Raw genomic sequence first — 15,429 nt, 5'->3', positions numbered from 1 at the left:
TCGCAACCGCTTGTGATCGACCCCATCCCTTCAGGGGGTAGGCGTATGCCTGTCCTGTCGCTAGTCGTGTGCACTGTCATTGTGAAACCGGTTACATTATGCGTCCATTGTCTCAATCCGCATCGACGCGGAGATCCCTGTTGGCCGGTGGAGCCGTGATGGCTGGACTGATGATGGCACCGCGCATGACGCTGGCGAAACAGGCCGAGGCGAAGGATCGCATCGACGCCCTGATGGCGCGCATGACGATTGAGGAGAAGGCGGGTCAGCTGAACCTCATGAACGACCCGTTCCGCTGGCGACCCGAGGGGGTCAACCCCGGCGACCGGCTGGACAGCGATCAGGCGCAGACGGCGGCGGACATCAAGGCCGGACGCATCGGGGCCCTGTTCAACGGCGTGGGGGCCGCGACGACCCGTCTGGTCCAGGACATGGCGGTGCGCGAGAGCCGCCTGGGCATCCCCCTGCTGTTCGCGGCCGACATCGTGCATGGCCTGCGCACCACCTTCCCCGTGCCACTGGGCGAAAGCGCCAGCTGGGACCTGGACCTGGCCGAGCGGACCGCTCGCGCCGCCGCCGTCGAGGGCGGCGCGTCGGGCGTGCACCAGACCTATGCCCCCATGGTCGACGTGGCCCGCGACCAGCGCTGGGGCCGGGTGGTCGAGGGCGCCGGCGAAGACGTGCTTCTGAACAATCTGTTCGCGGCGGCCCGCACCAAGGGGTTCCAGGGCGACGACCTGACCCACTGGTCCAGCCTGCTGGCCTGTCCCAAGCATTTCGCCGCCTATGGCGCAGCGGAAGCGGGGATGGATTACAACTCCACCGACATGAGCGAGGTCATGCTGCGCTCGGTCTATCTGCCGCCGTTCAAGGCCGCGCTGGACGCCGGGGCCCTGTCGGTCATGAGCGCCTTCAACGACCTGAACGGCGTACCGACCAGCGGCAACAAATGGCTGCTGACCGACATCCTGCATGGCGAGTGGGGTTTCGCGGGCTTCGTGGTGTCCGACTACACGTCCGAGGCCGAGCTGGTCGCCCACGGCTTTGCCGCCGACGGTCGTGACGCGGCGCGGATTGCCCTGATGGCCGGGGTCGACATGTCGATGAAGAGCGGCCTGTATCTGCGCCACATCCCCGATCTGGTGGCCTCTGGCGAGGTGCCGATGGCGCGCGTCGACCAGGCCGTGCGGCGGGTCCTGATGACCAAGGCGGCGCTCGGTCTGTTCGACGACCCCTATCGCGGCTCGGACGTAGCGGTGGAGCGGCGCGTGGTCGGCAGCCGTGATCATCTGGACCTGGCCCGCGAGGCCGGGCGCAAGTCCATCGTGATGTTGAAGAACGAGGGTGGACTGCTGCCCCTGCCCAAGTCGGGCCAGCGCATCGCCCTGATCGGCCCGTTCGGGGCGGATGCCGCCGATGTGTTCGGCCCCTGGTCGATCTTCAAGGACACCGATCTGGCGGTGTCGCTGGAACAGGGCCTGCGCCAGGCGCTGCGCGACCCGAATGCCCTGACCGTCGTGAAGGGATCTGACGTCGAGGCCCCCCTGCCCGGCGGCATCGAGGCGGCGGTGGCCGCTGCCAATGAGGCGGACGTCGTCCTGCTGGCCATCGGCGAATCGTCGGTGATGTCGGCCGAGTCCAAGTCGCGAGTCAGCATCGACATTCCAGCCCCTCAATTGGCCCTGGCCGAGGCCGTGGCGGCGACGGGCAAGCCGGTTGTGGTCCTGCTGCGCAACGGTCGCGGCATGGAGCTGTCGGGTGCGGTCGCCGGGGCGAACAGCATTCTGGTGACCTGGTTCCTGGGATCGGAGACCGGCCACGCCATCGCCGACGTGCTGTTCGGCGATCACGAGCCGACGGGCCGCCTGCCGGTCAGCTTCCCGTTCCGGTCGGGCCAGTCGCCCTTCTACTATGCGCACAAGGCGACGGGGCGCCCGTCCCAGCCGACGGATCAGGAGTTTACCTCCAAGTTCCGCGAGGTGCCGCACGCCGCTCTCTACCCGTTCGGCCACGGTCTGACCTATGCCCCCATCGACTGGTCCGAGACGCGGCTGTCGTCACAGACCATGGCCTGGAACGGCCAGGTCGAGGCCAGCGTCACCCTGACCAACGGCGGCGACCGCGACGTTACCGAGGTGGTTCAGCTCTATATCCGCGACCGCGTCGCCTCCCTGACCCAGCCGGTACGGTTGCTGAAGGCGTTCCGACGCGTGACGGTGCCCGCCGGCAAGTCGGTCGAGGTGACGATGCCCCTGACGTTCGCCGATGTGCAGTTCATGGGCCCGGATCACACGATGATCGCCGAACCCGGGCTGTTCGACGTCTGGCTGAGCGCCAGCGCCCAGTCCGGTCAGGCAGCGCAGTTCACCCTGGTTCGCTAGGCGAGCGCCGCCGCATAAAGCTCCGGCTTGAAGCCCACGACTGTCCGGTCGCCCAGGTCCAGCACCGGGCGTTTTATCATAGACGGCTGGGCCAGCATCAGGGCGATGGCCTTGTCCGCATCCAGCCCCGTCTTGTCCGCCTCCGGCAAGGCCCGGAACGTCGTCCCGGCCCGGTTCAGCACCGTCTCCCACCCATGCTCGGCCACCCAGGCCTCCAGCCGAGGCCGATCGATGCCCGACTTCTTGTAGTCATGGAAGGTGAAGGCGGTGCCGTTCTGGTCCAGCCAGATGCGGGCCTTCTTGACGGTGTCGCAGTTGGGGATGCCGTAGAGTGTCAGGGTCATGTGGATGGATTAGCCAACGGAGGGTTGTCGCCACAAGTCCGATGTCTGCTTCCGAATCTTTCTCGGACGCTATGAAAGCCCGTTCCTACACCGGTAATCGACATTTTGCTTTGCGGCGGTAAGCGGATTGACTGCCCCAGCACATGAGCGGCTTCCTCGCTCTTTTTCAAAGGCGCGGGAGGTGTGTAGCTTCTACTTGGATGGGATAGGGTTGAAGCATGACGACGAGCGGCAGAGCGGTAGTTTTGACGATAGTTGCGACAGTGATTGGAGGCGTCGCTCTTTTGATTATACCGAGCCAAATCGCCGAGCTTCAAGAACCGCCGGACGCAGAGATTTTCTATGGCGTTTTGTCGGAACTGGACGGTCGCGAAGTCGCGTTCGAACAATCCAAGGTCTCAGTATCGGTCATTGGGGCGCAAGGGACTAACACCCCTAGGCAGTACCGCTTGTATGTCGACTGCTCTGACGACGGACTGCCGCTGACGCCGCCTGGGAATCCAACGGGCGTTGGCCGGCGTTGGACCAGCTTTGGAGGGAGCGCCGGTCCGGAGTTCGCCTCCATTATGCACTGCCCTGAAGAGGATCCCGCTCGCTACAATCGAATTGTTGTCATCATGAAGGTAGGAGGAGATTTGGAACTAGCGAACGGCGAACTTCGATTGATCTCGACCGCAGGCAGCGCACGCTTTGCAGAGGCATCTCGCCCAGCTCATTAGTTCGACGGAAGATTTCCGAGTTCCGTGGACACATTGCCATCGACCCGGTCACAGATTGCAGCCACAAGAAGCATGGCGAACTTCAGGCTAAACACACGTTGGTCGGCCGATGTGTCCGCTTCCCACTTTAGCTGACGTCTGCCAGGGCTGCTTTGGGCCCACCTACTCCGCCTCATCTGAAGCTTCTCCCGCCTCCCCCACCGGATCCTGCGCAATCGCGGCCACCGTCGCACCAGCGTTCATCACGCTCCAGGCCTGACGAGCGGCGGCGCTGGAGCGGCCCAGTTCGAACAGGGACTGCATCGACTCCTGGCTGAAATCCAGGCTGGAGACCGTGCGGTCGCCGGGGATGGCGGCGACGCGGAAGGCCACGCCGTTGCGCTGGGCAAAGGTGGCATTGGCGACCAGATGGGTGCGCAGGGCGGCCTTGCTCATGCTGTCATAGGCCCGCGCCAGAATGGCCGGCAGGCGGCCGCGCACAACGCGGTAGTCCCGGCTGACCTGGCCGTTGACCAGCACATAGATGGCCGCCCGGTCCGGAGAGGCCGCCACGCCGGGGACCGGGTCGTTCCAGCCCAGCATCGCCTCGGGCACGGCCAGGAAGGGCATGTTGACACCGCCATCGACGTGCATCTCCTCCACCAGACGCCCGTCCGTCAGGCCCGCGATCATGACCGGCGGAAAGACGCCCGGAATGCTGGCGGAGGCCACCAGCACCTGGCGGAACAGGGTCAGGGCCTGTTCGTCGCCCTGGGTCGCCAGAACCCCCATGTCCCAGATGACCGATTCCTCGCCATCCAGATTGGTGGTGACGACCAGCAGGCGGCGGCCCCGGGCATGTTCGACGGCTATGGCCTGCAACAGCTCGGGCGTCACATTGTCATCGACCAGCTGCTTCAGCTTGCCGGGGCTGAACAGGCTGGGGGCCACGAAGGCGGCCAGGCCACGGGGGCCCAGAATGCCGTCGGCCTGACCACTGGCATAGGCGGCCTGAAGCTCGTCGTCCCAGTCGGAGCCCAGATAGGCAAAAGGCGCGGCCAGGGCCCCGGTGCTGATGCCCGTGACGATGTCGAAGCGCGGGCGGGTGCCCGCCTGGCTCCAGCCGACCAGAACGCCGGCCCCGTAAGCGCCGTTCGCGCCGCCGCCTGACAGGGCCAGAATGTTTCGCTGGGCTTCACCTCGGCCCAGACCGGCCGCGAACTCCTCGGCCAAGGCGCGCAGCTTGTCCTCGTCCCCGGCCCGGATGCGCGGATCGACGGTGGGGGCCAACTGACCCTCAAGAATGCGCAACGGCACCGGATCCGGCCGCTCGATCGTTCCGCAAGCGGTCAAGGCCAGCAGGACCGCACCCAACCCCAGGCCACGTGACAGCATCCTCAACATAGACCGCTCCCAAGGCTGAAGACCAAGCTCACGCTCTCTAGCGCAACTGGTGTGGATCACACACCCTGTGGCGGGCTCGCGGATTACGGGATCGTCATGATCGCGGCCTTGACGGGTCGGTATGTTATTTCATAACACATCGCTTCTTTCCCGAGAGAGTTTGCCATGCGTCACCGCCCCTCCACCCGCACCCTCCTGCTGGCCGCCACGGGCTGGGCCGCGCTTGGCGGTGCGGCCTCAGCCCAGTCGGTACCGGCACAGACCGAACCGACCGTGCTGGAAGAGGTCATTGTCACCGGCGTGCCCTTCGGTGTGACCGACCGGGCCAGCCTGCTGGCGCTCGAGGTCCTGGACGAGGAAGACTTGGCAGTCGCCCCCGTCGCCACGCTCGGTGACCTGGTCGACGGACTGCCCGGCGTACGCAGCACCGCCTTTGCGCCGGGGGCCAGCCGACCGGTGATCCGCGGCCTGGCCGGTCCGCGCGTCCAGGTGCTGACCAATGGCCTGGGCCTGATCGACGCCAGTTCAGTTTCGCCCGATCACCAGGTGGCGGTCGATCCGGCCGAGGCGCGCCGCATCGAGATCGTGCGCGGCCCCTCCACCCTCACCTACGGCGGCTCGGCCATCGGCGGGGTGGTCAATATCATCGACGACCGCATCCCGACGGAACGCGCGGCCGGCGGCGTCGACGGGCATGTCTCGGCCCAGTATTCCTCGGTGGATGACGGCACCAGCTTCGGAGGCCGGCTGAAGGCGAACGCCGGCCCCCTGGTCCTGACGATCGACGGCTTTACCCGCGACGCCTCGGACTACGACGTGCCGGTATTCCCGGAATCCCGACGCCTCCTGGAGGAAGAGGGCGAAGACGCCGGCGACGAACGCACGGTCGAGAACACCTTCGTCCAGCTTGACCAGTACGGTGCCGGCGTCAGCTGGATCGGCTCGCGCGGCTATCTGGGAGCCTCGATCAAGCGCGTCGAGACCACCTACGGCGTGCCGGGCCATGGCCATGCGCACGAGCATGAGGAGGGCGAGGAAGATGAGGACCATGAAGGCGAAGAGGAGCACGGCGAAGAGTCGGTCTCGATCGGGCTGGAGCAGACGCGATATGACATCCGTGGCGGCCTGAACTTCGCCTCTGGCCCGTTCAGCGAGGCGCGGCTGTCGGCGGGCTATGCCGACTACACGCACACCGAGTTCGAGGGCGACGAGGTCGGCACCCGGTTCCTGTCCGACGGATACGAGGGCCGGTTCGAGCTGATCCAGCGCGAGCGCGATGGCTGGCAGGGCGTCATCGGTGCCCAGGTGCTGGACCGGACCTTCGACGCCATCGGCGACGAAGCCTATGTGCCGCGCACCCAGATCAGCGAGCAGGGCATCTACACCGTCCAGCGCCTTGATCGCGGCCGCGTGGGCTTCGAAGGCGGGCTGCGTCTCGACAACCGCTCGCTGGAAAGCGTGTCGGCGGACCGCGACTTTACCAACGTGTCCGCCTCTGCAGGGATTTTCGGTCGGCCTGCTGAAGGCGTCTTCCTGGGGCTGAGCGTCGCCCGTAACGAGCGGGCACCCAGCGAGGTCGAACTGTTCGCCGAGGGGGCCCACGTGGCCACGGAAACCTTCGAGATCGGCGACATCGATCTGGACAGCGAGGTCGCCACCTCTATCGAAGGAACGGCGCATTTCGGCTCCGGTCCGTTCGAGTTCGACCTGCACGCCTACTACGCCAAATACGACGGCTTCATCGACCTTCGGCCTACTGGCGAAGAGGACATCGAATCCGAACTGCCGATCTTCGAGTATGTTCAGACGGACGCCGAATTCGTCGGCTTCGAAATCGAGGGGCGCTATGACCTGTGGCAGTCCGGAGACCGCAGCCTGGCCCTGACCGGCGCAGCCGACTGGGTACGGGCAGATACGGATCTGGGGCCTGCCGCACGGATTCCGCCCTGGTCGGCGACGGCGGGGCTGGAATACGCCTCTCGCCTGTTCGACGTCGGACTGGAGGTGCGCAAGGTCGCAGAGCAGGACCGGGTCACCGAATTCGAACTGCCCACCGACAGCTATACCCTGGTCAATCTGCGCGGTGCCATTCGTCCGTTCGCGGACCGCAATGTCACGGTCTTCGCCGAGGCGCACAATCTGACCGACGAGGAGGCGCGCGAGCACGCCAGCTTCCAGAAGGACATCTCTCCGCGGCCGGGCCGCAACCTGCGCGTCGGCGTCAACTACCGCTTCTAGAAACAGAAACGCCCCTGACAACGACTGTCAGGGGCGTTTTGCTGTTGGCCTATTCCCACTCGATCCTTCAACAGACCAGAAGGCGCTGATTTATCAGCGCCTTTTCTCTCATCCGCGCACCATACCGTGCGAGCTACCGTCACTTGGACAGCGCTTTTGAATTCATTGATGAAATTCGACGTAATAAAATTCTAGTGATGTCGCCATCTATCGGCAGGCAACTCTGCTTCAAGACCAACCAGCACCGCTATGACAAGCGAATAGGCAATGGACTATACCGTATCATCAAACCGACAACAGACGCCACTGAAGCCGGTTGATACCGTCAGTCTCGCTTGGTCGAGTTGTTCAAAGACTCCGACGCCTGCTCCGGAGTTGTCACCTCAACACGAAGACCGCCTCCTGGTGAGCGCAAGAACTGCACCTGTCCCCCATGGGCCTTCACAGTGGCGAGGACGATAGAGAGGCCCAGACCGCTCCCTCCGGTAGGGGCATTAGACGCGCGGAAAAAGCGCCGTCCCAAACGATGCAGATCCGAGAAGGCCACGCCCGGTCCGTCGTCCTCGACGATCAAGCGTCTGGAAGTCGGGTCGTAACTGATCAGGATTGAGGATGCCGCGTGCGCCTGTGCGTTGGCGAGCAGATTGGCGGCCGCTGCCCCGAAGCGATCTGGATCCACGTTGAGCAGGGCGTCACTGTCGACGAACGAGACCCGACCATCGCCTTCCGCTCCTGCAAACAGCGATCGGAGCGTCACCCAGCGGCGATCCTCGTCGCTAACCGGCATCTCGTCCTCGCGCGCCAGGGCGAGAAGCCCCGTGACGAGGCGGGCGGTGCGATCGACGGAAGTCTGGATCTGCTCCAGCGCGCGGCTTCGAACGGCAGGATCCGAAGACGACGCCGCAATCTGCGCCTGGACGCGCAGGCCTGCCAGAGGGGTACGCAACTCGTGCGCGGCGGCGGCCGTGAACTCGGCCTCGCGACGCCGCGCTGCGCCAAGGCGTGACATCAGGTCGTTCAGCGCCAGGGCGAAGGGACGGAGTTCGCGGGCGTCCGGCGATACGTCCAACGCCGTCAGATCTTCCGCATCCCGTACCGCAAGGCTGCGGGTCATTTGTCGAATAGGGGCCAGCCCCCGCCCAACCGACCACCAGATCAGCACGCCCAGCGCCAGCAGGCCGAGGACCGCCGGACCGATCAAGGCGGTGACGACATTGCCGACCAGGTGTTCGCGAACGGCCAGATTGTCCCCGACCATGACCCGGAATCCGGCGTCTCGATCATGCACCGTATAGACGCGCCAGCGCTCGCCCCGGATCGTGCGTTCTGAAAATCCGTCGCCCCCTTCCGACAATCGCTCCGCAGGCGCGCTTTGGGACCGACCAATCAGATCGCCTTCCAGCGACCAGATCTGGCAGGAGAGCTGACGGTCATAGACATCCGCGGCCCCGGTGTCCGGAGCCTGGATCGCCGGGCGCACGCTGCCGGCCTGCATCAGGGACGAAACCATGCGGGCCGACTCCATCAGGCGCCGGTCCAGCACCCGCTGCACTTCGGCCCGGGTCTGGATTTCAACCCAGACGACCGCGCCGCCCCAGACCAGGGCGGTCACGAGCGCGAGAGTGACGAACAGACGCAAGCGGATCGAGCTCATTGCAGGGTGTATCCCACGCCGCGGACGGTGCGGATGAAGCCGGCTCCCAACTTGGCCCGCAGATAGTGGATGTGCACTTCCACGGCGTTGGAGCCGATCTCCTCCTGCCAGCCGTACAGGCGTTCTTCCAGCTGACTGCGCGAGAGGACCTGTGCGGGCCGTTCCATCAGGGCCTCCAGGATAGCGAACTCACGTCTCGAAAGGGGCAGGTCCCCCTCTTCACGCCAAGCCAGACGCGACTTGGGATCGATGGTCACCCCGCCGTGGCGCAAGGCGGGGGTCGAACGTCCGAGCAGGCGACGCCGCACCGCGCGCAATCGCGCGGCCAGCTCGTCGAGATCGAACGGTTTGCCGACATAATCGTCCGCGCCGGCGTCCAGACCCACTATGCGGTCCCGACTGTCATCGCGCGCCGACAAGACCACCACGCCGACATCCATGTCGCGCTCTCGAACGAAACGCAGCACCGAAAGGCCGTCGCCGTCAGGAAGACCCAGGTCCAGCACGACCGCATCGAACGCCGAGCTTTCCAGCGCCGCGAGGGCGTCCTCGACCCGCCCGACGACCTCGACCGTCCAGCCACAGGCGCTGAGCCCGACCTGGAGGCCGTCAGCGAGAACGGGATCGTCTTCTATGGCGAGCAATCTCATGCGTTGTGACGTGCAAGCTCCGGCTTAAGCCTGACTTAAGCTCGCTTGCCCACGAGATGGCCATGAGGTTTTTCCGCCGACTGCTGCCCGCCGCTCTCGCTCTTCTGTCCTTCGCCCTACCGGGTTCGGCCTTGGGTCAGGCTCCGCTTTCGCCTGACAAGGCCTTCGCCCTGACGGTGACGCGTGAGGCTGACGGCGACCTGGCCTTCGCCTGGGACATTGCGCCTGGCCATTATCTCTATCGTGACCACACCGTCGCCAGCACGCCGGGCGGGAAGGAGTCTCTGCCGCTGGAACTGGCCGCCGGCGAAACCAAGGACGATCCGGGCTTCGGCGTCGTCGACGTCTGGCATGACGCGGGTCGCGCGATCCTGTCGGCGCAGACGTTGACGCAGGCCGGCGAGCCGACGTCGGTCAACATCACCTATCAGGGCTGCCTCGAAGACTCGATCTGCTACCCGCCGATGACGCGCACCATCGACGTGCCGACCCGGCCGCAGTCCGACGTGGCCGCGCGGGAGGCCGATGCGCAGACCGCACAGGCCGCGGCCATGCTGGCGATCCAGGCGCCGGGCGCTGCACCCGCGCCCGAGAACGACGAGGGAGCGGCGGCGCCTTCGCCGGTCGCGTCATCGCCGGCGGTCACTCTGGACGCCAACCCGGGCTTCGTCGATCGCCTGGCGCTGCAGGGCGGGGCGACCTGGGTCCTGCTCTCCTTCTTCGGCTTTGGCGTGCTGCTGGCCTTCACGCCCTGCGTCTTTCCCATGTATCCGATCCTGGCCGGCGTCATCGGACGCGGCGTGGACGGGCGCGGTACGCGCCGAGGCCTGATGCTCTCGGTCGCCTATGTGCTCGGCCTTTCCATCGCCTTCGCCCTCCTGGGCGTCGCGGCCGCCTGGTCCGGACAGAACCTGCAGATGGCGCTCCAGTCGGTTTGGGCCGTGGGCGCTCTGGCTGTCGTCTTCGTCATCCTCGCCGCCTCCATGTTCGGCGGCTTCGAGTTGCAACTGCCCTCGACCTGGACCAGCCGCCTCTCCCGCGACGGCGGCGATGGCCGGCGGTCCCTGCCCTCAGCCGCAGGTCTGGGCTTCGTCTCCGCCCTTATCGTGGGGCCTTGCGTCACCGCGCCCCTGGCGGGCGCCCTGCTCTACATCGCCCAGACCGGCGACGTTGGGCTGGGCGCGGCGGCCCTGTTCTTCCTGGGCCTGGGCAAGGGGGTGCCCTTGATCGTGTTCGGCACGGTCGGCGCGCGCTTCCTGCCCAAGGCCGGGCCGTGGATGGACCGGGTGAAGATGCTGTTCGGCTTCATCTTCCTGGGCATGGCCTGGTGGCTGGCCAGCCGCATCCTGCCGCCGAACGCGACGCTGGCTCTCGGCGCGGCGCTGGCGCTCGGTCTGGCGGCGGCCCTCGGCCTGTTCCAGCCGCTGAGCCCGAACCTGAGAAACGGCGTCGCCCGCGTCGCCGGCCTGGCGGCCGCGACCTGGGGCCTGTTGCTGCTCGTCGGCCTCAGTCTCGGGGCGGACGACCCTTGGCGTCCGCTTGAGCCCCTAGCGCGTCCCGCCGGAGCCGCAGCCGCCGCGCCGGTCGAAACCGCGGCGGTCGTGCTGGATCAGACGGCGCTGGACCGCGCCGTCGCCGATGCCGGCGCGCGCAAACGTCCCGCCCTGGTCTATTTCACCGCTGACTGGTGCGTCAGCTGCAAGGTGATCGAGCGGACGGTGTTCGAGGACCCCGCCGTCATCGCCAGCCTTTCGAACACCGACCTCATCAAGGTCGACGTCACGCGCAGCACGCCCGAGGCGCGCGCGCTTCTTGAGCGGCACGGGGTGGTCGGACCGCCGACGATGATCTTCCTTTCGCCCTCGGCGACCGAAGCGCCGGGCAGCCGACTGATCGGAGAGATGTCGGCCCAAGACGTCGCATCCGCCCTGCAGAGCGCCGGAGCCGCCGCATGAACGCCATCACCCTGGGCCCGCTCGTCCTGTCGGGAGAGCGGTTCGCCATCATCGCCGGCGTGTTCGTCTTCATGATCGGCGCCGGACTGCTGGCCAGCCGGGTCAGCCCGCGCTTCAATCTGTGGAGCACGGTTCTGGTCTTCGGCGGTCTGGCCACCGCCCGCCTCGGTCACGTGGCGACGCACTGGGAGTATTTCGGGGCCGACCCGTGGCGAGCGCTCGCGATCTGGCAGGGCGGGTTCAGCTGGATCTGGGTCGCGCCGGTCATGATCCTGGCCACGATCCTGCTGCTGCGCACGACGCGCGAACGCGCCTGGGCCATTGCGCCTGTGCTGGCCAGCGCCCTGGTTTGGACTACCGCCCATCAGTTGGCCTCGGCGACGCAGCCCATGGCGCCGCCCGCCCTGACGCTGGCCGCGATGGACGCCCCGCCCATCAACCTCTCCGCTCCGGGCGACCGGCCCACGGTGATCAATCTCTGGGCCACCTGGTGCCCGCCCTGCCGGCGCGAGATGCCGGCTTTGGCCCAGGCCGAAAAAGCCCATCCGAATGTGCGCTTCCTCTTCGTCAACCAGGGCGAGGGCGAAGCCGGCGTTCGGGCCTTTCTGCAGAGCCAGGGGCTGGCCCTCGACCATGTGCTGTTCGACGAGGCCATGGCGGTGCCCCGCCACTACGGCACGGCCGGCATTCCGGTGACCCTGTTCCTCCACGCCGACGGCCGTCTGGCCAAGGCCCACATGGGGGAAATCGCCCCCGAACAGATCGCGACCGAAATCGCGCGTCTGCACTGACCCCTCGCCTCACGGAGCTTCCATGAACCGCACCTTCGCCCCTGCCCTCGCCGCCGTCCTGGCGCTCGCCGCCTGCGGCCCCGCCGACGCCGACAACGGCGCGGCGCCCGCCAGCCCTTCCGCCGCCTCCGGACAAGACATGCCGCCCATCGCCCAGGTCGGCTTCAACGATCTGCTGCGCGACCCGGCAGCGCCCTTCATCGGCGCCGAAAACGCCGATGTGACCATCATCGGCTTCGTCGATTACAACTGCCCCTACTGCAAGAAGATGCAGCCGGAGATCGACGGCCTGCTGAAGGCGGACCCCAAGGTGCGCGTCCTGTACAAGGACTGGCCGATCTTCGGCGACGTCTCGGAGACCGCCGCCCGGACCGCCCTCGCCGCCAGTTACCAAGGCAAGTACGAGGCCGTCCATAACGCCTTCATGCTGTCGCCGTCGCGCATCGGCGACCAGGCGGACATCACGCGTCTGGTCCAGTCGGCCGGCGTGGACATGGCGCGCCTGAATCAGGACCTGGCCGATCACCGCGCAGACATCGACGCGGTGCTCGACCGAAACGGCCGAGAAGCGGCGGCCCTGGCCCTGCAGGGCACGCCCGCCTTTATCATCAACGGCAATCTGATCCCCGGCGGCATGCCCCAGGCGCAACTCGAAGCGGTGATCGGTCGTATCCGCTCCGGACAACCGCTGCGCTGAGACCGGCCATGACCACCTTGACCCTGCTCCAGCTGAACGACCTGCACGGCTATCTCGAGCCGCATCCCGAACTGGTGCGCACCGAAGGCGGCTGGCGGTTCGAACGGCTGGGCGGGGTCGCCCGCATCGCGCGCCTCTTCGAAGAGGCGCGCGCCGAAGGTCCATGCCTGACCCTGGACAACGGCGACACCTTCCATGGCACGCGGGTCGCCGTCGCCAGCCGGGGCGAGGCCTTGGTCCCGATCATGAACGCCCTGAAGATCGACGCCATGACGGCGCACTGGGAGTTCGCCTATGGCCCCGCGGGGTTCAAGGCGTTGGCCGCGCGACTGGAGTATCCCGTCCTGGCCGCCAATGTCTTTCGCAAGGATGACGGCGCGCCGGTGTTCGACGGGCGATGGGTGTTCGAGCGCGGCGGTCTGAGGATCGGCGTGATGGGCCTGGCCTGCCCCATCGTCGACAAGACCATGCCCCCCGCCTTCTCCGAAGGCGTGCGGTTTGAAATGGGTGTGGCCGAAGCCCGCGAGCAACTGCACCAGCTCCGCGAGGAGAAGGTCGATCTGGTCGTCCTGCTGTCGCACCTCGGCTTTCCGCAGGATCTGAAGTTGGCCGCGGAAACACCGGGCATCGACGTGATCCTGAGCGGCCATACCCATAACCGCCTGCACGAGCCGGCCCGCGTCGGCGACACCCTGATCATCCAGTCCGGCTGCCACGGCGCCTATATCGGCCGGCTGGACCTCGAGATTGCAGAGGGCCGCGTGTCCCTGCGCCGCCATCGGCTCATAGCCGTGGACGCTGGCCCCCAAGACGATCAAGTCGCCGGCTTGGTGGAGACGGCCCTGGCGCCCGAGCGGGAGCGTCTGGCGCGCGTCGTCGGCCGCACGGCCATTCCCCTTCACCGCTACGCCATGGCGAGCGCGCCGATGGACGACGTCCTGCTGGCGGCGGCGGCGCAGGCAGCGGGCGTGGACATCGCCTTCTCGAACGGCTGGCGGTATGGCGCGCCCGTCGCGCCGGGTCCGGTCACTCTGGGCGACCTCTACAATATCGCGCCGATGAACCCGCCCATCTCGCGCACGACGCTGACCGGAGCCGAGTTGAAGGCGATGCTGGAAGAGAATCTTGAGCGCACCTTCGCCGCCGACCCGTATGAGCAGATGGGCGGCTACATCAAACGCTGCCGGGGCCTCACGGCCTTTGTGAAGCTGGAGAATCCCAAGGGGCAGCGCCTTGATCGCCTGCTGGTCGGGGACCGACCTTTCGAGCCGGAGGCGGACTATCCGGTGGCCTTCGTCACCGCCCAGGGCGTGCCCGAACATTACGGGCGGGACCGCCGGACGCTCGACATCGACACTGTGGGCGCGCTTGAATCCTGGTTCGCCGACCATACGCCCGGCGAGACCGATCTGCCCGCCAGCGTCCTCATCATATGAAGGAACACCTTATGGACTCCGTCGCCGCCCGCGACTTCTGGAATAGCCGCTATGACCGCCAGGACTATCTGTTCGGCAAGACGCCCAACGCCTTCCTGGCCGCTCAGATCGCGCGGCTCCAGCCCGGCATGACCGCTCTGGCGGTCGCCGACGGCGAGGGACGAAACGGCGTTTGGCTCGCCGAACAGGGCCTGACCGTCACGACCACGGACATCGCCCCGCGCGCGATCGAGAAGGCCCTCGCCCTGGCCGAGCGACGCAGGGTCACACTGGACGCCCAGGTGGCGGACCTCGAGACCTGGGCCTGGCCGCAGGATGCGTTCGACGTCGTGGTCGCCGTCTTCATTCAGTTCGCCCCGCCTCCCCTGCGCGACCGACTTTTCGAGCGTATGAAGGCGGCCGTGAAGCCTGGCGGCCTGTTCCTGCTGCAGGGCTATCGGCCGGAACAGATCGCCTATGGAACGGGCGGTCCGGGCCAGGTCGAGAACCTCTACACCGAGGCGCTGCTCCGCGACGCCTTCGCCGACTTCGACATCCTGCATCTGAAAAGCCACGACAGCGACGTCTCCGAAGGCGCCGGCCACAGCGGCCGGTCCGCCCTGATCGATCTCGTCGCCCGCCGTCCCTGACCCCCAGCGCCCGCACACCGGAACCGGCCATGAAAACCCTCCTCCTCGCCCTGTCCCTGGCCGCCTCCCTGGCGGCCTCCCCGAGCTTCGCTCAAGCTGTTTCAGGCTTCGGCGGCTTCAAGCCCCTGCCCGAGGCCGGCGAACAGCCGGATCCGTCGCGCGTCTATCGGGTCATCTTCGACGTGTCCCAGGGCGGTCCGGACGACAGGCCGCTGAAGGGACTGGATCGCGTTGCGCGGCTGGCGAATATGCTGGCGGCGGGCGGCGTGGACGCCGACCATCGTCAGATCGTCGTTGTGCTACACGGCGCCGCCACCCCTGCGGTCCTCTCCGACGCCGCCTGGGCCGCGCGCGGCAAGGGCGACGCCAACCCCAACAGCGCCCTGATCCGCAGCCTCATCGCCGCCGGCGTCCAGGTTCGGCTGTGCGGCCAGGCCATGGCCGGGAACGGCATCGCGCAAGCCGACCTCGAACCGGGCGTGAGCGTTGATCTCGCCGCCCTGATGACGGTCATCCACCTTCAACAGGCCGGATATGCCCTGGTTGTGAACT

At 66.9% G+C, this 15,429-nt stretch carries 12 protein-coding genes; 8 read left to right on the top strand and 4 right to left on the bottom strand.

Annotated elements, in window-relative coordinates:
• Nucleotides 1-158: 158 nt before the first annotated feature.
• Complete coding sequence (locus AC4PRM_RS10665) at nucleotides 159-2,381, top strand: glycoside hydrolase family 3 N-terminal domain-containing protein (RefSeq protein WP_492039834.1); 2,223 nt, start codon at nucleotides 159-161, stop codon at nucleotides 2,379-2,381.
• On the opposite strand, the gene AC4PRM_RS10660 is transcribed toward AC4PRM_RS10665, so the two are convergent.
• Nucleotides 2,378-2,725: an arsenate reductase gene (locus AC4PRM_RS10660; RefSeq protein WP_492039833.1), complete on the bottom strand. Its 348-nt coding sequence runs from the start codon at nucleotides 2,723-2,725 to the stop codon at nucleotides 2,378-2,380. The genes AC4PRM_RS10665 and AC4PRM_RS10660 overlap by 4 nt on opposite strands.
• 881 nt (nucleotides 2,726-3,606) lie before the next feature.
• Nucleotides 3,607-4,827, bottom strand: coding sequence for a patatin-like phospholipase family protein (locus AC4PRM_RS10655; RefSeq protein ID WP_492039832.1), 1,221 nt, complete (start codon nucleotides 4,825-4,827; stop codon nucleotides 3,607-3,609).
• A gap of 165 nt (nucleotides 4,828-4,992) precedes the next feature.
• Here AC4PRM_RS10655 and AC4PRM_RS10650 point away from each other — a divergent pair, with 165 nt between their 5' ends.
• Nucleotides 4,993-7,065 carry a TonB-dependent receptor domain-containing protein gene (locus AC4PRM_RS10650; protein ID WP_492039831.1) on the top strand — a complete coding sequence of 691 codons (2,073 nt, stop codon included), beginning with the start codon at nucleotides 4,993-4,995 and terminating at the stop codon, nucleotides 7,063-7,065.
• A gap of 325 nt (nucleotides 7,066-7,390) precedes the next feature.
• On the opposite strand, the gene AC4PRM_RS10645 is transcribed toward AC4PRM_RS10650, so the two are convergent.
• Nucleotides 7,391-8,719: an ATP-binding protein gene (locus AC4PRM_RS10645; protein ID WP_492039830.1), complete on the bottom strand. Its 1,329-nt coding sequence runs from the start codon at nucleotides 8,717-8,719 to the stop codon at nucleotides 7,391-7,393.
• A complete protein-coding gene (locus AC4PRM_RS10640) occupies nucleotides 8,716-9,369 on the bottom strand; it encodes a response regulator (protein ID WP_008264155.1) in 654 nt (217 codons plus the stop codon). Before AC4PRM_RS10640 ends, AC4PRM_RS10645 begins: the two co-directional genes overlap by 4 nt.
• Nucleotides 9,370-9,431: 62 nt before the next feature.
• Between AC4PRM_RS10640 and dsbD the strand changes: the two genes are divergently transcribed.
• The 6 genes from dsbD to AC4PRM_RS10610 form a co-directional block, all read left to right on the top strand.
• Nucleotides 9,432-11,324 carry a protein-disulfide reductase DsbD gene (gene dsbD, locus AC4PRM_RS10635; protein ID WP_244999702.1) on the top strand — a complete coding sequence of 631 codons (1,893 nt, stop codon included), beginning with the start codon at nucleotides 9,432-9,434 and terminating at the stop codon, nucleotides 11,322-11,324.
• Nucleotides 11,321-12,115 carry a TlpA disulfide reductase family protein gene (locus tag AC4PRM_RS10630; RefSeq protein WP_008260699.1) on the top strand — a complete coding sequence of 265 codons (795 nt, stop codon included), beginning with the start codon at nucleotides 11,321-11,323 and terminating at the stop codon, nucleotides 12,113-12,115. Before dsbD ends, AC4PRM_RS10630 begins: the two co-directional genes overlap by 4 nt.
• Nucleotides 12,116-12,137: 22 nt before the next feature.
• Complete coding sequence (locus AC4PRM_RS10625; RefSeq protein WP_008258895.1) at nucleotides 12,138-12,812, top strand: DsbA family protein; 675 nt, start codon at nucleotides 12,138-12,140, stop codon at nucleotides 12,810-12,812.
• An 8-nt stretch (nucleotides 12,813-12,820) separates the two neighbouring features.
• Nucleotides 12,821-14,248, top strand: a complete 1,428-nt coding sequence (locus tag AC4PRM_RS10620; RefSeq protein ID WP_492039829.1) for a bifunctional metallophosphatase/5'-nucleotidase — start codon at nucleotides 12,821-12,823, stop codon at nucleotides 14,246-14,248.
• An 11-nt stretch (nucleotides 14,249-14,259) separates the two neighbouring features.
• Nucleotides 14,260-14,877, top strand: coding sequence for a class I SAM-dependent methyltransferase (locus AC4PRM_RS10615; protein WP_244999703.1), 618 nt, complete (start codon nucleotides 14,260-14,262; stop codon nucleotides 14,875-14,877).
• Nucleotides 14,878-14,906: 29 nt separating this feature from the next.
• The coding region (locus AC4PRM_RS10610; protein ID WP_219354421.1) for a DsrE family protein at nucleotides 14,907-15,429 on the top strand (523 nt) is incomplete at its 3' end.

It is taken from the genome of Brevundimonas sp. DW-iso22 (assembly GCF_058725425.1).
This window is presented reverse-complemented; position numbering and strand designations above follow the sequence as displayed.